The organism is Comamonas sp. 17RB, from assembly GCF_030056555.1.
GTDB lineage: Bacteria > Pseudomonadota > Gammaproteobacteria > Burkholderiales > Burkholderiaceae_C > Comamonas > Comamonas terrigena.
In genome coordinates, this window is the sequence record NZ_JASHHY010000001.1 from 655050 (window position 1) to 677337 (window position 22288).

At 61.2% G+C, this 22288-nt stretch carries 17 protein-coding genes; 14 read left to right on the forward strand and 3 right to left on the reverse strand.

What is annotated here, in order from left to right:
* Positions 1-35 precede the first annotated feature (35 nt).
* The 3 genes from QM470_RS02835 (at position 36) to QM470_RS02845 (ending at position 5595) form a co-directional block, all read left to right on the forward strand.
* On the forward strand, positions 36-3194 hold the full coding sequence (locus QM470_RS02835; RefSeq protein ID WP_283338086.1) for a multidrug efflux RND transporter permease subunit: 3159 nt from the start codon (positions 36-38) through the stop codon (positions 3192-3194).
* Positions 3195-3228: 34 nt separating this feature from the next.
* On the forward strand, positions 3229-4644 hold the full coding sequence (locus QM470_RS02840; protein WP_283338087.1) for an efflux transporter outer membrane subunit: 1416 nt from the start codon (positions 3229-3231) through the stop codon (positions 4642-4644).
* Between the two features lie 258 nt (positions 4645-4902).
* Positions 4903-5595 (forward strand): pentapeptide repeat-containing protein, encoded by a 693-nt coding sequence (locus QM470_RS02845; protein ID WP_283338088.1) that lies wholly within the window; start codon positions 4903-4905, stop codon positions 5593-5595.
* Positions 5596-5721: 126 nt separating this feature from the next.
* Here the strand turns inward: QM470_RS02845 and QM470_RS02850 are convergent, their stop codons facing one another.
* Positions 5722-6339: a nitroreductase family protein gene (locus QM470_RS02850; RefSeq protein ID WP_283338089.1), complete on the reverse strand. Its 618-nt coding sequence runs from the start codon at positions 6337-6339 to the stop codon at positions 5722-5724.
* A gap of 138 nt (positions 6340-6477) precedes the next feature.
* Positions 6478-7350 (reverse strand): EamA family transporter, encoded by an 873-nt coding sequence (locus QM470_RS02855; RefSeq protein WP_283338090.1) that lies wholly within the window; start codon positions 7348-7350, stop codon positions 6478-6480.
* A gap of 60 nt (positions 7351-7410) precedes the next feature.
* On the opposite strand from QM470_RS02855, the gene QM470_RS02860 reads away from it, so the two are divergent.
* The 4 genes from QM470_RS02860 (at position 7411) to QM470_RS02875 (ending at position 10875) form a co-directional block, all read left to right on the forward strand.
* A complete protein-coding gene (locus tag QM470_RS02860) occupies positions 7411-7956 on the forward strand; it encodes a MarR family winged helix-turn-helix transcriptional regulator (RefSeq protein ID WP_283338091.1) in 546 nt (181 codons plus the stop codon).
* A gap of 87 nt (positions 7957-8043) precedes the next feature.
* On the forward strand, positions 8044-8331 hold the full coding sequence (locus QM470_RS02865; protein ID WP_283338093.1) for a barstar family protein: 288 nt from the start codon (positions 8044-8046) through the stop codon (positions 8329-8331).
* A 958-nt stretch (positions 8332-9289) separates the two neighbouring features.
* Complete coding sequence (locus QM470_RS02870) at positions 9290-9730, forward strand: hypothetical protein (protein WP_280012030.1); 441 nt, start codon at positions 9290-9292, stop codon at positions 9728-9730.
* Between the two features lie 194 nt (positions 9731-9924).
* A complete protein-coding gene (locus QM470_RS02875) occupies positions 9925-10875 on the forward strand; it encodes an alpha/beta hydrolase (protein ID WP_283338094.1) in 951 nt (316 codons plus the stop codon).
* A gap of 265 nt (positions 10876-11140) precedes the next feature.
* On the opposite strand, the gene QM470_RS02880 is transcribed toward QM470_RS02875, so the two are convergent.
* Entirely contained in the window at positions 11141-11590 is a 450-nt protein-coding gene (locus QM470_RS02880) for a hypothetical protein (protein WP_218331819.1), read from the reverse strand.
* 948 nt (positions 11591-12538) lie between these two features.
* Here QM470_RS02880 and QM470_RS02885 point away from each other — a divergent pair.
* From QM470_RS02885 to QM470_RS02915, 7 genes are all read left to right on the forward strand, one after another.
* Positions 12539-16150 carry an SIR2 family protein gene (locus QM470_RS02885; RefSeq protein ID WP_283338095.1) on the forward strand — a complete coding sequence of 1204 codons (3612 nt, stop codon included), beginning with the start codon at positions 12539-12541 and terminating at the stop codon, positions 16148-16150.
* A 238-nt stretch (positions 16151-16388) separates the two neighbouring features.
* On the forward strand, positions 16389-17054 hold the full coding sequence (locus QM470_RS02890) for an NAD(P)H-binding protein (RefSeq protein ID WP_283338096.1): 666 nt from the start codon (positions 16389-16391) through the stop codon (positions 17052-17054).
* Between the two features lie 471 nt (positions 17055-17525).
* Positions 17526-18524, forward strand: coding sequence for a LacI family DNA-binding transcriptional regulator (locus tag QM470_RS02895; RefSeq protein ID WP_283338097.1), 999 nt, complete (start codon positions 17526-17528; stop codon positions 18522-18524).
* A gap of 36 nt (positions 18525-18560) precedes the next feature.
* On the forward strand, positions 18561-19574 hold the full coding sequence (locus QM470_RS02900; RefSeq protein ID WP_283338098.1) for an ABC transporter substrate-binding protein: 1014 nt from the start codon (positions 18561-18563) through the stop codon (positions 19572-19574).
* Between the two features lie 18 nt (positions 19575-19592).
* Complete coding sequence (locus QM470_RS02905) at positions 19593-20426, forward strand: ABC transporter permease (protein WP_283338100.1); 834 nt, start codon at positions 19593-19595, stop codon at positions 20424-20426.
* Positions 20427-20428: 2 nt separating this feature from the next.
* A complete protein-coding gene (locus tag QM470_RS02910) occupies positions 20429-21229 on the forward strand; it encodes an ABC transporter permease (protein WP_502846793.1) in 801 nt (266 codons plus the stop codon).
* On the forward strand, positions 21219-22274 hold the full coding sequence (locus QM470_RS02915) for an ABC transporter ATP-binding protein (RefSeq protein ID WP_283338102.1): 1056 nt from the start codon (positions 21219-21221) through the stop codon (positions 22272-22274). Before QM470_RS02910 ends, QM470_RS02915 begins: the two co-directional genes overlap by 11 nt.
* The last annotated feature ends 14 nt before the right edge of the window (positions 22275-22288 follow it).

The window sequence follows — 22288 nt, forward strand, 5'->3', positions numbered from 1 at the left end:
ACGCGCCTGCGGGCGCTTTCAAGCACTGAGCATCCATGTCCAAATTTTTCATTGGACGGCCCAACTTTGCCTGGGTTGTCGCAATCTTCATCACGCTGGCTGGCGTGTTGTCCATTCCGTCGCTACCGGTGTCACAGTTCCCGGTGGTGGCCCCGCCGCAGATCACCGTGGCGGCCACCTACCCTGGCGCTTCGGCCAAGGACGTGTCCGAATCGGTGACCAGCATCCTCGAAGAGGAAATCAACGGTGCCAAGGGCATGCTGTACTTCGAGTCGTCCAGCTCCAATGGCTCGGCCGAAATCACGGTCACCTTCAAGCCGGGTCTGGACGCCGACCTGGCCCAGGTGGACGTGCAGAACCGTCTGAAGAAGGCCGAAGCACGCCTGCCGTCCGCCGTGACCCAGCAGGGTCTGCAGGTGGAGCAGGCCAATGCCGGCTTTCTGCTGATCTATTCGCTGCGCTACAAGGCCGAGGACAGCAGCAAGGACGTGGTCGAGCTGGCTGACTACGCGGCGCGCCGCATCAACAACGAAATCCGCCGCATCCCCGGCGTGGGCAAGCTGCAGTTCTTCAGCTCCGAAGCCGCCATGCGCGTGTGGGTGGATCCGCAGAAGCTGCTGGGCTACGGCCTGTCCATTGCCGACGTCAACAGCGCCATTGCGGCGCAGAACGTGCAGGTGCCAGCGGGCAGCTTTGGCAGCCGTCCCGGCACGGCCGAGCAGGAGCTGACGGCCACCCTGGCGGTCAAGGGCATGCTGGAGTCGCCAGAGGAATTTGGCCGCATTGTGCTGCGTGCCAACACCGACGGCTCCGCCGTGCGCCTGGGCGACGTGGCGCGCCTGGAGATCGGCCGCCAGGACTACAGCGTGGAAAGCCGCCAGGACGGCCGCAAGGCCGTGGCCGCTGCCGTGCAGCTGGCGCCGGGCGCCAACGCGCTGCAGACTGCCGATGCGGTCAAGGCCCGGTTGAACGAGCTGTCGGCCGCCTTCCCCGCCGACATCGAGCATTCCATCGCCTACGACACCTCGCTGTTCGTGAAGGTGGCCATCGAGAAGGTCATCTACACCCTGCTGGAAGCCATGGTGCTGGTGTTCCTGGTGATGCTGCTGTTCCTGCAGAACCTGCGCTACACCCTGATCCCGACCATCGTGGTGCCGGTATGCCTGATGGGCACCTTCGCCGTGATGTCGCTGCTGGGCTTTTCCGTCAACATGATGACCATGTTCGGCATGGTGCTGGCCATCGGCATTCTGGTGGACGACGCCATTGTGGTGGTGGAAAACGTCGAGCGCATCATGACCGAGGAAGGCCTGTCTCCGGCCGCGGCCACGGTGAAGGCCATGTCCCAGGTCAGCGGTGCCATCGTCGGCATCACCCTGGTGCTGGCCGCCGTGTTCCTGCCGCTGGCGTTCATGAGCGGCTCCGTGGGCGTGATCTACCAGCAGTTCTCGCTGTCGCTGGCGGTGTCCATTCTGTTCTCGGGCTTCCTGGCGCTGACGTTCACGCCCGCGCTGTGCGCCACCCTGCTCAAGCCGGTGGCCATGGGCCACCACGACACCAAGCGCGGCTTCTTTGGCTGGTTCAACCGCAGCTTTGAACGCCTGACCGGCCGCTTTGAAGCGCTGAACCACCGCCTGCTGCGCCGCACCGGCCGCTACATGGTGATCTACGCCGCCCTGGTGGGCGTGCTGGGCTGGATGTATGTGCGCGTGCCCGAGTCGTTTGTGCCTTCGGAAGACCAAGGCTACATGATTGTGGACATGCAGCTGCCCCCTGGCGCCAGCTACGCCCGCACGGAAGCACTGGTCAAGGACGTGGAGCAGTACCTGGCAGAGCGCAAGACGCTGTCGTCGTCCTTCTCGGTGCTGGGCTTCAGCTTCTCGGGTACCGGGCAGAACGCGGCGCTGGGTTTCCCGACCTTCAAGGACTGGTCCGAGCGCAAGGGTGCGGGCGAGTCTGCGGCCGACGAGGCCGGCGCGCTGAACGCCCGCTTTGCGGGCAACCCCGACGGCACGGTGATGGCGGTGACCCCGCCGCCCATTGAAGGCCTGGGCAATGCGGGCGGCTTTTCGCTGCGCCTGCAGGACCGGGGCGGCGTGGGCCGTGAGGTGCTGACCCAGGCCCTGGGCACGCTGCTGTACAAGGCCAACACCTCCCCGGTCATTGCCTACGCGATGATGGAAGGCCTGGCCGACGCGCCCCAGCTGCGCCTGGATGTGGACCGCGCCAAGGCGCAGGCGCTGGGCGTGGGCTTTGACACCATCAGCACCGCCTTGTCGACGGCCTTTGGCTCTGCCACCGTGAACGACTTTGCCAACGCCGGCCGCCTGCAGCGGGTGGTGGTGCAGGCTGATGTGCGCGACCGCGCCACCCCGGAGAGCATCCTCACCCTGCACGTGCCCAACCGGGCCGGCGACCAGGTGCCGCTGAGCGCGTTTGTGACCGCGCAGTGGGAGAACGGCCCGGTCCAGATCTCGCGCTACAACGGTTACCAGGCCTTCAAGATCGGCGGCGATGCCCGCCCGGGCTACAGCACCGGCGAGGCCATGGCCGAGCTGGAACGCATCATGAAAGAGCTGCCCGAAGGCATTGGCTACGAGTGGACCGGCCTGTCCTACCAGGAACGCTTTGCCGGGGCCCAAGCACCCATTCTGTTTGCCCTAGCCATTCTGGTGGTGTTCCTGCTGCTGGTGGCGCTGTATGAGAGCTGGGCGATCCCCGCCTCCGTCATGCTGATCGTCCCCATCGGTGCCCTGGGCTCGGTGCTGGCCGTCACGGTGGCCGGGCTGACCAACGATGTGTACTTCAAGGTGGGGCTGATCACCGTGATCGGCCTGGCGGCGAAGAACGCCATCCTGATCGTCGAATTCGCCAAGGCGCTGCGCGAGCAAGGGCTCTCCCTGGTGGAAGCTGCCGTCACGGCCGCGCGCCTGCGCTTCCGCCCGATTGTGATGACCTCGCTGGCCTTCATCCTGGGCGTGGTGCCGCTGGTGATTGCCACCGGTGCAGGCGCTGCCAGCCAGCGTTCGCTGGGTACAGGGGTGATCGGCGGCATGCTGAGCGCCACCTTGCTGGGTGTGGTGTTCGTTCCGGTCTTCTTCGTGTGGGTGCTGTCCCTGCTGGGCGACCGCAAGGGCAAGAAGCAGCAGGCTGATGCAGCCGACGGACAAACTGCCCCTGCGGCAGCGGAGTAACTAGGCAATGAACAAGCAACGGACATTTCAATCTATGCCCCTCGGGGCCCTGGCACTGGCGCTGACACTGGCCTTGGGGGGCTGCTCCCTGGCCCCGACCCTGCAGACGCCCGAAGCCCCCATTCCCACGCAATGGGCCGGCAACGTGCCCACCGCTGCGGCCAGCGCCGCCGTGGACTGGCAGGACTTTGTGACCGACCCCACGGTGCGCAAGCTGGTGGAGCAGGCGCTGCACAACAACCGCGATCTGCGGCAGACGCTGCTGAACATCGAAGTGGCGCGCGCCCAGTACCGCATCCAGCGGGCCGACCGCCTGCCGGGCCTCAACGCCCAGGCCGGCGGCACCCGCCAGCGCACCCCTGCCGATCTGTCGGCCGGTGGTGCGGCCAGCATCGGCAACACCATCCAGGCCGGGGTGGGCATCACCTCGTTCGAGCTGGACCTGTTTGGCCGCGTGAAAAGCCTGTCAGACGCTGCGCTGCAGGACTATCTGGCGACCGAAGAAGCCGGGCGCGCCGCCCAGCTCAGCCTGGTGGCCGAGGTGGTGCAGGCCTACCTGACCCGCGACAGCGCCCAGCGCCGGCTGGAGCTGACGCAGCTGACGCTGGCGGCCCGGGAACGTTCGCTGGAACTGATCGAACAGCGCCGCCGCAACGGCGCCTCCAGCGCGGTGGACTACCAGGAGGCCCTGGGCCTGACCGAGCAGGCCCGGGCCGACTTCGAGCGCAATGCGCGCGAGTTCAGCCAGGCCACCAATGCGCTGGCGCTGCTGGTGGGCGACCACCAGGCCGTCGCTGCACTGCCAGGATCAGTGGCCACCGGTCCGCTGGTGCTGCAGCAGCTGGTGCCGGACATGCCGGCCGCCTTGCTGACCCGCCGACCGGACATTCTGGCGGCAGAGCACCAGCTGCAGGCGCGCAACGCCAATATCGGCGCTGCGCGGGCGGCCTTCTTCCCCAGCATCTCGCTGACGGGTTTCTTCGGCAGCTCCAGCGCAGACCTGTCACGCCTGTTTGAAGGCGGGCAGCAGGCCTGGTCCTTTGCCCCGCAGCTGAACTTGCCCATCTTCGATGGCGGCCGCAACCGCGCCAATCTGGACGTAGCCAAGGTCCGCAAGGACATGGCGGTGGCCAAGTATGAAGCCACCATCCAGACGGCGTTCCGGGAAGTGGCGGACGCACTGGCCGCCACGGACACCTTGCGCCGGGAAGAATCCGCCCGCCAGGCCCTGGCCGCCAGCAGTGCCGAGACCATGCGCCTGTCCGAGGCGCGCTACCGCGCCGGGGTGGACAGCCACCTGCGCTACCTGGATGCGCAGCGCAGCAACTACACCAACCAGGTGGCGCTGATCGAGGTGACGACCCAGCGCCAGACGGCCCTGGTGAGCCTGTTCCGTGCCCTGGGCGGTAGCTGGTCGGCCGCCCCCAAGGCGGATGCCGGGAACAGCTGATGGCGGTGCAGCACACCGCTGCACGGGGCGGGATGGGGGTGGGCGTAGGGCAGCGCCCTGCCCCACTCCCCTACTGCCCCACAGACCCATCCATGCAGCCTGCTGCATACAAGCGGCGGCCTTCTGGCGGCCTTCTGAAACACCGCAGGGGACCCGGCCACGCGCCGGGTCTTTTTGCGATGGCGCGCGCTGGCGCACGATGGCACACCAACCCGCCAGCGACGCGGTAACCTCACCGGCCCAGCCTGAACACACGATATGACCGATCTGCTGACATTGAAAGGCGGCCCACTGGACCGCACTGACCTGCAAGCGCTGCAGCGCACCCGCGGCGGCCAGGGCGTTCGCCTGGAGGGTTGCGAATTGGACGATGCAGACCTGTCGGGCCTGGACCTGAGCGGGATGCAGTTCAACGAGTGCACGTTCTCCGGGGCCCAGCTTGAAAAGGCCGACCTGTCCCGCACCACCTGGAGCCGCTGCCGTGCGGCCTTTGCCCAGTTCGACATGGCCAACCTGACCGAAGCCCGGTTCGACGGGGGCGACTTCAACAATGCGTCATGGACGCGCGCGCGCCTGGCGGCCGCCACGTTCAGCGAGGTCAAACTGACCGGCGCGAAGTTCTACCAGGTGCAGTCTCTGGGGCTGACCCTCCAGCGCTGCCTGCTGGTGAATGCGGACTTGCGGGGCATGTCGTTTCGCAAGCTGCGCCTGGAAGGCCTGAACTTCGCGGGCGCCGACCTGGGCGGCTGCGACTTCTCCCAGGCCGTGTTTGCGGGCGGCAGCCTGCGGGATGCCAACCTGCGGAATGCCAACTTCACCTCGGCCGATGTGCGGGATGTGGAGCTTGGCAAAGTCCAGGTCGGGGACCTGCAGCACCACTTCAAAGGCGCCATCATGTCCACGGACCAGGCGGCGGCCATCGTCGCCTCTCTGGGCGTGACCGTGCTCTGACGGGGCGGCCCCTCCGCAGGGCCAGGATTGGGGCAGAAAGCCAAGGCAGCGGCCACTCTGCCTTCTCCTGCCCCACCCCCGCCAGCGCCTCGCTGGCGCCCCTCTGGTCGCGCTGCGCGTGCCCCGTCAGACGATGGTCAGCACATCAGCCACCGGTTTGCGGGGCTTCTGGGGCCAGTTGCCCGGCTCTGGATGGCCCACCACCACGATCAGCACCGGCAGCTCCGTGCTTGCCAAACCCAAGGCCTGCGCGACCTGCGCGGCGTCAAAGCCGCTCATGGCACACGAACCCAGGCCCATGCTTTCGGCCGCAAGCATCAGGGTCATGCCCGCCAGGGATGCGGAGCGCACGGCCTCATCCCGCTGCAGCGTGCCATTGCCCGCATGGCTGCGCTGCGCCTGCGACTGCCAGGCTTCGGCCATGGCAACAGGCATGAATCCCGCCTGCACGCTGGGCGCCAGGGCCGATGCCAGTTGGGTGTGCGCCTCCAGCGTTCCGCAGACCAGGAAGGCGGCCGAGGCATCGGCAATCTTCTGCTGCCCATAGGCCGCCGCCTGCAGGCGGGCCTTCGCCTCTGGCGAGCGGGCCACCACAAAGCGCCAGTTCTGCAGGTTGTAGGCCGACGGTGCCTTGGTGGCCAGGTCGACCAGCGACGCGATGGTGGCATCGTCCAAAGGACGGTCGGGCTGGAAGCTGTTGACGGAAATACGGGATGCGATGGTAGCTTGGACGGACAGGGTCATAGAAGTTACTGAAAACAAGGGGTCGAGAAAAAATGATCGAAGTGATCGGGAAAGTGATCGGGGAAAAGTGATCGAGGAAGTGATCGCGAAGGTGGACGAATCCAGGGAGAAAAGTTGGCCGCGGCACTGCCAGCCGCTCTAGGGCTTGCGGCTGGAGGCCCATTGCACGCCAAAGACACTGGCCAGCACGACCAGCAGCCCCAGCAGCGAGGCCCCGGTCATGGACTGCGACAGCAAGGCCCAGCCCAGCACCACGGCGGTCAGCGGGCTCAGCAGGCCCAGCGATGCCACGGCCACCGAAGGCAGACGGGCCACACCGCGAAACCACAGCACATAGGCGACGAGTGCACCCGCTCCGCTCAGGTAGGCATAGGCGGCCCATTGCGCCCCGGTCAGCGTGGGCAGCGGGGCGTCTGCCAGCCACGCCACCGGCGCCAGCATCAGCCCCCCCAGCACCAGCTGCCACCCGGTCATGGACAGCACAGGCAAGCCGATCTGCCAGCGCCGGGTCAGCCAGACCCCCGTGGCCATGGACACAGCCCCCAGCAAGGCCGCAGCCATGCCAATCGGCTCAAATACGGTCTGCGGCGCCAGCAGCAGCACGGCCATGCCAAACACACCGGCCGCAGCGCAGCACACCGCCACCACGCCCGGCGCACGGCGATCGACAGCCCAGGCCAGCAGCATGACCAGCAGCGGTTGAATCGCCCCCAGCACCGCCGCCAGGCCACCGGGCAGACGGTAGGCCGCCACAAACAACAGCGCCTGGAACACCCCGATGTTCAGCGCGCTCAACACCCACAGCCGCCACCAGTGCTGCCTGTGCGGCAGCTGCCGCGTGATCAGCAGCAGCAACAGGCCGGCGGGCAACGCCCGGATCAGCGCGGCGGTGAAGGGCCGGTCCGGCGGCAGAAACTCGGACGTCACGATGTAGGTGGAGCCCCAGATGACAGGGGCGCCCGCGGTCAGCAAGGCGTCGCGCCAGGGGTGGGGAGAAATGTCGGCAGGCATGTGTTATCTTCAAATCAAGACAATTCATTGTGCAAGTCAGTTATCTTGAAGTCAAGACAAATGAAAGACCATACGCTTTCTCCGCCGCGCGATGCCGTGGACACCATCCTGGCCCAGTGGCGGCGCGAACGCCCCGATCTGGATGTGAGCCCCATGGGCCCCATCGGGCGCATCAAACGTTGTGCGGCGCTGCTGGAGCAGCAGCTGGAAGCCGGCTTTGCGGAGTTCGACCTGAGCGTGTGGGAGTTCGACATGCTGGCCGCCCTGCGGCGGTCTGGCGTCCCTTACTGCCTCAGCCCCACGGAGCTGTTCTCCACCCTCATGGTCACCTCGGGCACGATGACCCACAGACTCAAGCGCCTGGAGGCCCGGGGGTGGGTGGCACGCGTGCCCAACGCCCAGGATGCGCGCAGCACCCTGGTGCAGCTCACCGCAGAAGGGCTGGCGCTGATCGAACGCGCGGTGGAGGCGCATGTGGACAACGAACGCACGATGCTGTCGGTGTTGCCTGCGGATGTGCTGCGCGACCTGGATGCACAGCTGTCCCATTTGCTGCGCGCCCTGGAGCCTTCCAGCCATGGTGCCGATGCGGTGCCGGCCTCCTGAGCGGCATGGGCACCGCAGAGGACCCAGCCACATGCCGGGTCTTTTTTGCGCAACTGGCAAAATTTTCTCCAAAGGAGTTCTGCACACATGGCACGCGCGCAGCAGGTGGTGGTCACTGTCGGCGATGTTTTCAAGATAGAGGAGCTGCATCAACGCCTGATGACGGCGCTGGCATTTCCGGGCTTCTACGGCCGCAACTGGGATGCCTTCTGGGACGCCATCACCGGGCTGGTGGAGATGCCCCACACGCTGCGGCTGGAAGGATGGCAGGCACTGGAGGCACACCTCCCCCGCGATGCCCGCGTGCTGCAGCAATGCCTGGAGCGCATGCAGCAGCAGTACCCCGCACTGGCAGCCCGGGTAGAGTACGTGTAGTGGCAGTCTGTCTGGATGGGCTGTTCTGGCCGCCTGAAGCCAGCACCGGGACCGATGCTGCGCCAGCAGCGCGACGACCGAAGGCTCCCCGCTTGCGCCGGCAAGCCATCACGGCGTGTGGAGCGCCCTCCACCAGGCGGTTCAGTGACGGTGGTGAGCCGGCCTGCCTGGTTTCGGACAAAACCGGACATCGAGAGGAACGTATGACTAGCTGTAAAGATCTCGCTTCAATTGAGGCTACGTTGGATTCCTTACCCGAGGACGATAGGTCGCGAGTGCCTTTGTTGCTCGAGCTATTGCTGCTTGACGGCCACGACCGTCATGAAGACATCGTGTTTGACCTTGGGCTACTCGGAGACCCAACGGCCATCCCCGCGATTGCGAAAGTAGCGGAGGCACCTCCCACCTACATCGCAGATGCAGGGGAATGGACCCTCCACCCATTTCAACGCAAGTGCGCATATGCCCTTGCACGCATCGGAACACTGGAATCCCGTCAAGTTCTTGAACACTTTGCGGGGCAAGGTAATTCAGCATTGAGCGAGTACGGCAAGGAAGGCTTGAGTAAGTGGCCAATGCCATATAGCCCCTCCTATTGAACGCCCGCTTTCGCGGTAGTTAAAGGACGGCCTTGGGTCGCTAACGGACGCCGCGGAGGTCTTTTCTCGGCCAGGAACAGCCGTTCGCGCAGGCTGCTTGGCCGAATGCTTCCAGCTGAGCGCTGACGCAGGGACTTCAACACCGAATGTCGGCGGCGATCAACAGCCGAACTGGATGGACTCTGGCTGCAGTCTCCCAGAACCGGCATTCCAGGATTTCCGCAGCCCTTAGCCCTTGTTGGCCCTGCCCCGGCCCCTTGGCGACGATTCACCGTGCCTTCAGGCAAAATCCAGAGGATCGGGGCAAGCTTGGCGTCAGGTCTGCCGGGAAGCCCACCTTGAAGAATGGAACAACATCAATGGCACTGACGAAGAAGGGCGAGTTCTGGTACGGGACGACGTCCGGCGACACCCAAGCCGAGCTGCGCAGCTACAGCGTTGCGAACGGCTACGAGGCCGTCCGGTTTGCCTCGTCCAAATGCAATTGCGGGAGCCGGACTTTTGCGCTGCAGACGGATGAGGAAGCCGGCGTGGCAATCCGCACCTGCACCGACTGCGGGCAGGAACACCTGATGGGCGACAGCGCGGACCACATTGAAGAGGCCGCCCCCGAAGCGCACGAGTGCGTGTGCGAGAACGAGGTGTTCGAGCTGGTGTCCGGCGTCTCCGTGTACGAGGGCACACATGACGTGCGCTGGTACTACATCGCTTGCCACTGCGTGGAATGCAATCTGGTGGGGGTCTTTGCAGACTGGAAGTGTGAAGCGGGTGATGCGGCAGCCTTCCTCGCCAAGGTGTGAGCGCACTCCCCCGCAGAGATCCTGCGCGCAGGCTTGAGCGGCCGGGGAGTGTCATGGGGTGGTGTTGTGGTACGACTGGCCGAAGTCTCTGGGCTGTGGAGAAAGGTGCCGGTCAGCAATGTGTCGCAGAGAGCGGCTCTTAGTGATTGGTTGATGTTTCGGTTTCAGCACTAGCTCCACGTTGAAGTACACGTGTGAATCCAAAAGCCGTTAAATGGCGTATGGACTGCATGCCTATCTTTTCCAAGCTTTCCACACCAATGAGCCGTCGCATAGGCCTCATGGGCATCGGGTCCGCCATCGCGGCTTTGGTGTCAGGCTGTTCTGGTGCCCAGGTGCTTGACCATCTGGTGCCCCATGACACCTACCACGGCCCCACCGGCGTGTCCTACGGGCCCGATCCGCGCCATCTGCTGGATGTGTACCAGCCACAGCCAGCCACGGATACCGTGCCCGGCAATGCACCGGTGGTGCTGTTTTTATACGGCGGCAACTGGACGAGCGGCGAGCGGGCCATGTATCGCTTCGTGGGCGAAGCCCTGGCAGCCAACGGCATCATCGCTGTGGTGGCCGACTATCGGCTGAGTCCCCAGGTGCACTACGACGGCTTTCTGGGTGATTGTGCTTTGGCCCTGCAATGGACCTTGTCGCATGCCGCCAGCCTGGGAGGCAACCCTGGGCGGGTGATGGTGATGGGCCATTCCGCCGGGGCTTACAACGCTGCCATGCTTGCGCTGGACCCGCGTTGGCTGGCGCCTTTGGGCTTGACGCCTGATCGCCTGGCCGGCTGGATTGGCCTGGCCGGGCCGTACGATTTTTTACCGATTGTCGACCCCGAGGTACAGCTTGCTTTCGGCTGGCCGCACACCCCGGCCAACTCCCAGCCCATCTTCCACGCCAACGCCAAAGCTCCCCGCACCTTGCTGCTGGCCGCGCGCAACGATACCGTGGTAGATGCGCAGCGCAACACCGTCGGCCTGGCGAACCGGCTGCGGGTTGGGGGTACCGAGGTGGAGATGCGAATCTTTGACCACATAGGCCACGTGACGACCGTCGCAGCCCTGGCCCGCCCCCTGGGCTGGTTGGCCCCGATACTGCCGACCGTGGTGGCTTTTGTGCGCGGGGAATCACTGCCTCAGACATAAGGCGAGCGGGTACCCCCGCTTTCCGGCCGCGCACATGGCCAGAGGCCAGTGGAGCCCGGCCACGCAGTTCAAGGACATGCCGGGCATGCCGTCACCTCTATCTGCAGTACCGGTTCTGGCGGAGGCCATCCGGCCGGTGGGGACCGCTATGGCTACGGTCATGAGCCGTCGCCGATGGAATCAACAAGCAGACATCCAACGCTTGACATGAGCGGCCTGCCTTGGGCGAGTGTGCTCAATGGCAGGGTTAGGCGTCACGTGCGGGTCAGGTGTCATAGTCACCACTGTCCCAAGGCTCGAAGAACGCCATGTAGTTGCCCGGTTGCGCCTCAACGGCCCAGTCATCCTCTTCATCTTCGGGTGTGCGAAGAACCAAGCCAAAGGTGGTGCCGAACCTGTCGACCGAGAACGGTGCCACGCTGATTCTTTGGTACTTCACCGGCTCTATCTCGGACAAAAGCTTCTTGTGAGACGCTTGGCGCGCAGCTTCATCCATGGCATCGCGAGGGCCGAAACTGTCGATCTTGGCTTCGACAAGCGCCCCTTTCTTGTCGAACAGGTAGAGCGCAACGAATTCTTCCCCCGCTTTCCCTCTGATTGCAGGCTCAAACGGTGTCGTCAGGAAGAACTGACGACCGTCTGCCGTTTGGCCAACGAATGCCGCTGCGTAGTCGTCGTGGTTGATAGCGATGAGCTTGGGTGGTTGGGTTGGCATGTTCTTTACGCCTAGGATTTGAATTCAGCGGCCGCCGGAGGCGGCCCGCTGGAATGAATGGTCAGGGCGCATTCATGGATAGCCGCTGTTTCGAAGGAGCAGCAAAACTATTGTTGATTGATAGAAGAACGAAATTCAGTCTGACGCTTGCGGTCTAAATTGGCATGCAAAAAGAGCCGCAAGAGACTTGTCGCCTGACTCGGTGGCAGGTGTTTTGTATGAAAATTCAGCACTGAATTTAGCTATGAACCCGTCGCCTCTCCTGTGTTACGCACTACGCGGTTGCTGAATCAGATCCGCGAGCGAATTTGTAACAAGCACTATATCCTACGCACGGAGCATGCCTACCTGCAATGGGTACGACTGTTTGTGCAATGGCACGGTTTGCAGCGTCGCGAGACATGGGGCTGCAGAAAGTTGAGGTTTTTCAGGGCATATTGGCCAATGAGTGACGGCTTTCGAGCCTTTAGCGGGGTGGCAGCTCAGGGTCGCTAGCGGACGTCGCGAAGGTCTGTTCCCGGCCAAGAGCAGGCAATAACCATTAGACAGAACCGCCCCTCAACTTTCAGGTGTGCGTAACGGCGCTTTTGTCTCCGAGCATCCCTTGGAACCCCTCGTTGAGCGTCGGCCTCACACGCTCAGAGACTTCAACCCGGGGTATGCAACCGCCTTAAATTGCAAAAATTCAAGTATAAAAATCGCAAAATCGATGCAGGCATGCGCCGAGCAAAATATAACTTACGATGATGTGAAATCTGGTTACTCACACGGCACAGGTTTGTGCAACAGGAACTCAGGGCATTGATCCACTGTCCCCTTTGGAGAACGGGGGGGCCACATAATTCGCTCCAAGGACACTTTGCTTGATAGACATGCATCGAGGTAAGCCCTACATGCCTGCCTTCATCGATGTGGTTGTCCGCGGCAGCTAAAAGACAAATCTTCTCTATGGAACTTCGCTTCTCCGAAACAGGACCTGGTTTCCCCTTTGCACTTGTCGATGCCATGCTGGAGGGTAAGGTTGTATTTCTATGTGGCGCTGGTATCAGTGCGCCGATGCTTCCGGGGTTCTGGGCATTGGTCACTAAGTGCTTTGAGAAACTGAATGTGGAGCACACCTTGGCGGAACAGGCGGCACTGCACGCCGGTCGATATGAAGAGGTGCTTGGGTCACTGGAGCGACGCTTAGCGGAGCCTGCACTCTTCACCCGAACAATCGCTCAGCAATTGACTGCGCCCGCAAAGCCAAACCTCTCCAATCACGCGACTATTTTGAGGCTGTCGAGGGACCTGAACAACCGGCCATGTGTTGTCACAACCAACTTTGACATTCTTTTAGAGAAGGCATATTTCAAAAAGTCCAAGAGTAAAACTGATACCCAAGCCCAAAGCTTAGCCGGCCAAGAAATACCGCGACCAGGAACCGCTGAGTTCAGCGGAATCATCCATTTGCATGGACGACTCTCTGATAATCAGCTTGGTCTGTCACAGACTCCATTGATTGTTACTAGCTCGGAGTATGGCGATGCCTACATGCGTTCTGGCTGGGCCTCACGGTTTCTGTTTGATCTATGTCGCTGCAAGACGATTGTTCTGGTAGGTTATAGCGCGAGTGATGCCCCAGTCAGGTATTTCCTGAACGTTCTGGAGGCAGACCGTGAGCGCTTTTCCGACCTGCATAAGGTTTACGCCCTTGATTCTGAGCCAGAGCCGAATAAGCCATCTCCTGGGTGGGAGGCTCTAGGCGTCGTCCCTCTCGTCTATCAGAAGGAGGTGGAACCTTCAACCGGCAATAAAGGCCATGCAGCACTTTGGCGTGACCTAGCGCATCTGGCCGATATTATTGAGCGCCCAAGGATACGCAGAAGGGAAATGGCGAGCGCTGTCCTAGCCAAGCCACTGGAGAGCATCGATAAATTTGAACGGCAGAGTATTCGTTGGCTTTTCAAAGGACAACGAGACTTGAATTTAGTTGCCATCAAGACCATTACGGACAAGGCTTGGTTCAAGTTTTTCCATGATGAAGGCATCTGGTCCGATGAGGATGCTACGGTCATCATCACGGGATGGATTGCAAGTGACCTGCAGTCGATCGACAGGTATCAAGTCGCAATAGACTGGTTAGAGAAGCTAGGTAAACACTTTGTTGACCGAGTTTTTCAACTGGTAATTCGAAAAGAAGAGCTTCCTAGCACTTGGAAGCGAGCGTGGCGCCTGATGTCTCATTTGAAGCTGTCTTCCAGAGCAGACTGGGTAAATCAACCTTACGCCGTAGTTCGTCGACTAAATACTGATGTTGTGCTCAATAGTGACTTGCAGCTCGCTATCGAAATGCTGTCCCCTAAGCTGAAGCTCAGAGCCAGCTTTTTTTCTGCATATGCGCAACCGCCGGCCGGGGAGCCAAAGAGCCTTCATGAAATCGTGTGGGCCAGACTTTCAATTCCGCATGAGGGAGAACTTTCTGAACTCTCAAATGTACTCTCAAACCACGGAAATGCAGACTCCATACTTAACATTGCAACAGAGAAGTTCCACGAGAGCGTCCGTCTTGCAGTCGACATAGGGGCCATTGAGGACGATTACGATCGAACTAACCATGATGTTCCATCAGTCGAGTTCCACGCACAGAACGATTGTCACGGAGGCTTGGTACTCCTCGCACAGTTGCTAACAAGTGTCCTTCCAAAAGCAGCGCAGCGAAACCGAAATGCCGCGCTGAGTGCAGCAAGCACATGGAGGACTGCGCCTGGTCTCTTAGGTACTAGGCTCTGGCTTAATGCTCAGAGAAATGCCGAGCTCTTCACTGCCGATGAGGCACTGGCTTGTTTACTTGATGCTTCAGACAACGTCTTTTGGAATACGGACCGCGAGGTACCGCTGTTGATTAAAGAAAGGGCTCCTGAGGCAAATGATTCCGCTGTTTCAGCGCTTGAGCAGCGAATTCTCAATGACGCTGAGAAATACTTCCAAGCATTCGAGATTGAAACGGGGCAAGTCGACTGGAGAGCCCAGGCACAAGATGCGGGGGTATGGCTAAGGCTGAACATGCTTGATGCTGCGCACAGAATCTCCGAACGGGGAACACACGAGCTTGCCCAAATAAAAAAGCGAAGGCCCTACCTTAATAGGCCAGTGGAAGAGAGTGACTTCTTCAGCTCCTATTCCTCTGGAGTGCAAGTGGTCCGTGGAGATGCGCAGCCGCTCATCGATGCACCGGAATTAAATCGTCTTGAGGTCGCAAAGGCTTCACAGCTAAGTCAGGACATAGAGCAGCGCCACGGCTGGAGGGCGTACTGCAATCTCGACCCCGATGGCGCATTCCAGACGCTCCGGGGCGCCCCGCTGGATATTGCTAACGCACCACTTTGGGAAAGCTATGTCTCGGCATTGAGCATCCCAGATGCAGGAGGCAAGAATATTCGCACGGATTTGGTCGTCGAGGTCTTCAAAATTCTTAAGCAGGCAACAGATGAGTTCCTGAGTACATTTGTTCGCGCTCTATGCAGTCTTTACGAGCTCTCACCTCGTGACCAAACTCCTTCGCTCCGGGGATGGTGGCAGAGACTCTTTTCCCTAGCCATTTCGAGTGAAGTCGAGCTTATTGAAGCTCCAGACGATTTCTACTTCTCTGCAATCAACAGTTCGGGCGGACGACTTGCAACCGTTGTACTTCAGGACATCGAAAAAGCCCGAGAAGACGGTGTAAAAATTGCGCCTAGATTAGGCACAGCACTCTACGCCTGCGCCAACGGATTGGGTATCCAGGGTAGCTTTGCGCGAGCTGTGCTTGTACGACATTCGCACTTTGTAACATCGCTCAACTTCCCTAGAGTGAAAAAACGACTTTGCTTAGCACTGTCATCCGAAAGTCAAGAAGGGAAGTTTCTGCGCAAAATATTGGTCTGTAACGCAGCGGTTTCAGAGCGTGTTTCCCACGCATTTCACGCACACGTTCTCCAAGGAGTCATGGAGTGTGAGGCCACAGGAAACGAAGCACAAAACGCTGCAGCAAAGATTTTGGCGCCGGCACTATCCATTTTACGCAAGACATCGACAGCAGAAGCCTGGGGTATTTCCTCTGCTGACGCAGCTTTGACACTACGAAACTCCATGCCGGAAATTCATGCCGCTGCGGCCGGAGTACTTGTGAAGTGGAATTCAACATTTGAAGGGGCTCCCGAGGTCACATGGCGTACGCTAGTTCGACCATTACTGGAGGAAGTTTGGCCAAAAGAGAAGGTGTTCAAAACGCAGCAAACTACTCGTCATCTTGTACGCTTGGTAATCTGCTCAGGTGACGCTTTCCCAGAAGCGCTCGATTATGTTAGACCCTATCTCGTGCCCCTGGAAACACTGGATTCGCATTTCCTTTTTATGGATAGCAAGCATCCTGAAGAGTTTCCCCATAAGGTGCTTGATCTGCTTTGGGTAGTTCTCAGTGAAAGCTTTGCCGAAGGATTCAACATTGCCGAAACCCTTGACCGCATCCTGCAAGCAGCGCCAGAGCTAGAGGTGGACCGAAGATTTCAATGGCTCGACAGGAGGACGTTGAGGTTCTGAGAATAGAGCTAGTTGTTTAGGGAGCTACTGCCTCTTGCTGAATGACATCTTTGCGGCGTTTATCTGAATGTCGGCTCAGGGTCGCTAGCGGACGTCGCGAAGGTCTGTTCAAACGCCACAGGCAAAAGCCCTGCCGCCAACAAGTGACAATGATCCTTCTATCGCACGTTCCATGACTGGGCCGGGCAGACACCCGGCGGCGCACGCCAGTCCATGCGCCTGAACTGAGGGAAACCGTATGCACACACAACGAACCGTACTGCTGGCAGGGGCTACGGGCCTGGTCGGTGGCCTGATGATCGAGGCACTGTTGGCCGACCCGCAGGTCACGACGGTGCATGCCTTGAGCCGCAGGGCGCTGCGTATCAGCCACGCCAAGCTCTGCGTGCATATCGTCGACTTTCAGAAGCTACCAGCGCTGCCGCAGGTGGACGAGGTGTACTTGGCACTGGGAACAACGATCAAGGTGGCAGGCAGCCAGGCCGCATTCCGCGCCGTCGACTTGGATGCCAATCTTGCGGTGGCGGTGGCAGCGGTGGCCGCCGGTGCGCGCCGCGTGGGTGTGGTCAGTGCGGCCGGTGCGGATTCCACATCGTCCGTGTTCTACAACCGCACAAAAGGTGAGCTGGAAGATGCGCTCAAGACCTTGGGCCTTGAGGGCTTGGTGATTGCGCGCCCTTCTGTGCTGCTCGACACACGAGAGCACCTGGATCAGCCGGCACGGCTGGGCGAGCGGATTGCGATTCCGGTGGCCAAGCTGCTCGCACCCATTCTGCCGAGCACCTACCGGCCCGTGCATGCACGGGCCGTTGCTTTGGCGCTGGTGCGCAGCGTTCCTGCCGCACAAGGCATCGTGGAGCTGTCCTCTGACGCATTGATACGGCTGGGCACCCTGGCCCCATGAGCACAGCCCTGTGAAGGCATGGAATAGGCCCCGCTGAAGGCGGGCTCCAACCGCCCCCCAGCTGGCGCGGTTGGCACGGTTGGCTGACTTGGCCTGAACTAGCCTGAAAACAGGCATCTCCGCCATGGCGGCCTGACTCGCGAACGCTTCAGGCCGGCGGCTGGCGCTCAGCGGGGAAGGCGCAAGAAGCCGTGGTGCGCGCCAAGCTGCCATCGACGCCATCTACGTCATCGGCACCTCCCGCTGCAAGGTGGACTGCCCTGCTCCAGCCGGTGAGCGCGGCGTCCATGACTTTGCGCCAAGGGCCAGGCGCCTGCATCCAACCAGTCTCCAGCCACTGTCGTCGCGTCACTGTGCAGCAACAGTGGGCAGACGCAATCGAGGTTGTGTCACAAAAGCTTCTTGGAAACATCACCCCCATGTCATGTGCGACGGGTGAAATGAAAACGTTTACAGAAAACGATTTCATTCATGAGCATTGCAGAAGTGGCACGGCGTGCGGGGACATCGGTCGCAACGGTATCGCGGGTTTTCAACAACCCGGGCATTGTCAATACGCAGACCTGCAGCAATGTTCTGCGTGCAGCGCATGAGCTGGGCTATGTGCCCAACAGCAGCGCCCGCACCTTGCGGACCCGCCGCAACAAGGTGCTGGGGGTCATGCTGCCCACCTTGGCCAACCCCGTGTTTGCACAGTGCCTGCAAGGCATTGCGGAAGAAGCGGAAACACGTGGGTATGCCATTGTTCTGACGACGACGGAATACAGCCCGGAGCGGGAGGCCGCAGCAGCGGAGCGGTTGCTGAATGCCGGGGTGGAAGGGCTGATCCTGGTGGTGTCCAACCCAGCCACCTCCCAGGTTCTGCAACGCACCCAGCAAACGAAATTGCCTTATGTGCTGGCGTACAACCAGGCGCAAGAGCACACCTGCATCTCCGTCGACAACCATGGTGCGATTTTCCAGCTGATTGAGCGCCTGCATGCCGCCGGCCACGAGCGCATTGGCATGGTCACGGGCCAGTTGCGTGCGTCTGACCGCGCCCAACAGCGCTGCAAAGGCTATGTGGAGGGCATGCAGGCGCAGAACCTGTCGCCATTGCCCGTCTGGGAGCTGCCATTTGCCGAACAGGCGCTGGAGCACCTGCAGCAGGACCTGATGAAGACCACCAAGCCGACGGCCCTGGTGTGCAGCAATGACGTGATTGCCATTCGCAGCATCCGCGCAGCCACGTTGGCCGGATTGCGCGTTCCCCAGGATCTGTGCGTCGTGGGGTTTGACGGCATTGGCCTGGGCCGCGACCTCACCCCCTCGCTCGCATCCATCACACAACCCAATGAGGCCATCGGTCAGCAGTGCGTGGCGCTTCTGTGCAACGCACTGACGGATGGCATTCCGCTTCTGCCTTCGCACAGCGTGCAGCTGCCATACGGCTGGCGTGCCGGGGAATCTTGTTCACCTTTACCGCTGTGAGGCGGTGCTTTTACTTTTACCAACCGAGGAAATCTGATGTCTTTGCCTAAAGCGAACTTTCGTGGCCTGGCCGTGATGGCGGCTGCCACCACGATGTGCGGTGCCGTACTGGCCCAAAACGCCATTTGCTACAACTGCCCTCCTGAGTGGGCGGACTGGGGCAGCCAGATCAAGGCCATCAAGGCAGATACGGGCATTACCGTCCCGCCGGACAACAAGAACTCCGGCCAGTCGCTGGCGCAGCTGGTGGCCGAGAAATCCAGCCCGGTGGCAGACGTCACCTATGTGGGCGTGACGTTTGCCATCCAGGCGCAAAAGGATGGTGTGGTGACGGCCTACAAGCCCGCCACATGGAACGAGATTCCGGATGGCCTGAAGGACCCCAAGGGAGAATGGTTCACCATCCACTCCGGTACCCTGGGCTTCATGGTCAACAAGGCCGCCTTGGGCAACAAGCCTGTGCCCAAGTCCTGGGCGGACTTGCTCAAGCCTGAATACAAAGGGCTGATTGCCTACCTGGACCCTTCGTCTGCTTTCGTGGGCTATGTGGGCGCAGTCGCCGTGAATGAGGCCATGGGCGGAAGCATGGACAACTTCACCCCCGCCTTGAACTATTTCAAGCAGCTCCAGAAGAACGAGCCAATTGTTCCCAAGCAGACCTCGTACGCGCGGCTGCTGTCGGGAGAGTTTGGCATCTTGCTGGACTATGACTTCAACGCCTACCGGGCCAAATACAAAGACCACGCCAATGTGGAATTTGTCATTCCCCAAGAGGGCACCGTGGTCATGCCCTATGTCATGAGCCTGGTCAAGAACTCTCCCAACGCTGAAAACGGCAAGAAGGTTCTGGACTACGTGCTCTCGGACAAAGGGCAGTCGCTGTGGGCCAATGCCTACCTTCGCCCCGTTCGCAATGTGAAGATGCCCAAGGAAGTGGCCAGCCACTTCCTGCCTGCATCGGAATATGCACGCGCCAAGTCCGTCGACTACCGCAAGATGGCCGAGGTGCAAAAGAGCTTCTCCACACGCTACCTGCGTGAAGTTCGCTAAGGAACACGAGGCTGATTCATGACGCGCCACAGTATTTCGGGCTCTGTCTCTCCCCGTTTCCTTTTGATTGCCTGCAGTGCCCCTGCTGTGGCGTTCTTTGCCGCATTCTGGCTGCTTCCCGCCGTGATGTTGATTGCCCTGCCTGCCAAGGAGGGCTGGAAGACCTATTTCGCCACGTTCACCGATGTGCTGTATCTGCAAAGCCTGTTGCAGACCGTCGGGCTGTCCCTGCTGGTCACGTTGGCCACCTTGCTTATCGGGGCCATCATGGGCATTGCCATGGCCCGCAGCCGCTTTACAGGACGGGGCCTGCTGCTGTCATTGCTGACGCTGCCCCTGTCGTTCCCCGGCGTGATCATCGGCTTCTTCATCATTTTGGTGGGGGGCCGGCAAGGTGTGGTGGCCGATCTCTCCGCCGCCCTGGGCATGGAGCGCATCACCTTTGCCTATGGCTTCTGGGGATTGTTTCTGGGCTATCTGTATTTCTCGCTGCCACGCGCCATCGCTTCGTATACGGCCGCGGCAGAAGCCATGGATGCCCACCTGGAGGAAGCCGCCCGCTCCTTGGGTGCCCGCGGCTGGGCCGTTGCACGTGATGTGTGGTGGCCGCAGCTGATGCCCACCACCATGGCTTGCAGCGCCATCGTGTTTGCCACGGCCATCGGGGCTTTTGGCACGGCCTTCACCTTGTCCAGCAAGTTTGAGGTGCTGCCCATCAGCATCTACAACGAATTCACCAACTACGCCAATTTCGCACTGGCAGCCAGCTTGTCCATCAGCCTGGGGCTGATTACCTGGCTGGTGCTCTGGCTGGCCCGACGCTGTGCCGGGCCGAATGCATCGGGGGTCTGACCATGCACCGCACTTCTCAAAAAATGCCACCGTTCATGTGGGCCGTGACACTGATCGTCACCGCCTTCATGCTGGCACCCATGCTGCTGTCCATTCTAGCGGGCGTGGTAGTCAATTACAGCCAGGGTATCTCCAGCGGCTTCACGACGCGCTGGTTGCTTGAAGTCTGGACAGGCTATGGCAATACGGTACTCATGTCCTTGTTCATTGCATGCGCCTGCGTGGTGCTCGCATTGGTTCTGGGCGTTCCGTGTGCCTATGCCCTGGCGCGCAGCCGCTCGCCCTGGGCCCGCCATTTTGAAGAGCTGTTGACGCTGCCTGTGGCCATTCCAGGTTTGGCAAGCGCCTTGGCACTGTTGCTGGCCTACGGCAGCGTCACCCACTTTCGCCAGAGCTTTGCGTTCATTCTGGTGGGCCATGTGATCTTCACTCTGCCCTTCATGGTGCGCATGGTGGGCTCTGCTTTTCGCAGGCAGGAGCTTGTTTCGCTGGAAGAAGCGGCTCGTTCGCTGGGGGCGTCCTTCTGCCAGCGCTTTGTCGGCATCCTCATTCCAGCCGTGCTTCCGGCCATCGTTGCCGCGTGCCTCATGGTTTTCACCTTGTCCGTCGGTGAATTCAACCTGACCTGGATGTTGCACACCCCGTTGACGCGCACCTTGCCCGTGGGTCTGGCGGACAGCTATGCCTCCATGCGCCTCGAGATTGGCTCGGCCTACACCATCATTTTTCTGATCGTCATCCTGCCTGTGATGTGGGCTCTGCAAGCGATCGGTCACGTTATTGAAAAGCACTATGGAAAATAAAAGCACCAGCATTGACATTCGCCAATGCGCCAAAACCTACGCCGACGGAACGCGCGGGCTGCAACCCACCGACCTGCATGTGGAGCCTGGAGAAGTGCTCGCGCTGCTCGGGCCTTCGGGATGCGGCAAGACGACCTTGCTGCGCATCATTGCCGGCCTGGAGAGCGCGGATGCAGGCAGCTACATCGGCTTTGGCAGCCAGGACGTCACGCACATGCCGATCGAGCAGCGTGAGGTCGGCATGGTGTTTCAGCACTATGCCCTGTTCCCGCAGATGAGCGTCCAGGCCAACATCGGCTATGGCTTGCGCATTCGTGGCGCCTCCGCCGAAGAGCAGCGCCGCACCGTCGGCGAGCTGGTGGATCTGGTGCGTCTGAACGGCCTGGAACACAAGCGCCCCGCAGAGCTATCCGGCGGTCAGCGCCAGCGTGTGGCACTGGCGCGGGCGGTGGCTTCCAAGCCCCGTGTGCTGCTGCTGGACGAGCCGCTGACGGCTTTGGATGCCAAGCTGAAGGAAACACTGCGCGATGAACTGGCCCAGCTGCTGCGGCAGTTGCGCATCACGGCAGTGCACGTTACCCACGATCAGCAAGAAGCGATGGCCATTGCAGACCGGATGGCGGTGATGAAAGCAGGACAGATTCTGCAGATCGGCGATGGGGAAAGCCTCTACCGCAACCCCTCCCATCCCTTTGTGGCCACGTTCCTGGGACGTGTGAATCAGCTGGAGCGCAGTGGCGAATTGCTTGCCCACAACCAGATCATGCTGGGTGATGTGGTGCTGCACTGCCCGGATTCCTGTGCAGGGGCTGCGCAGGTGCTGCTGCGCCCGGAGGACATCGAAGTCTGCGCTGCAGGCGCCGCTGGCGCCGTCACCTGTGCGGTGTCTCGCCGTGTGTTTCTGGGCGATCGCGTCCAGCTGACGCTGTACGTTGGCGGGCAAAACCCCTTGATTGCCGATGTGGGCCGTGACCATGCCGCCAACGCTGGCGACCTGGTCGGCATCCAGATCGCCTACCACCACTGGATGGCCAGCCGCGTTTGATGGGGATGTTGGAC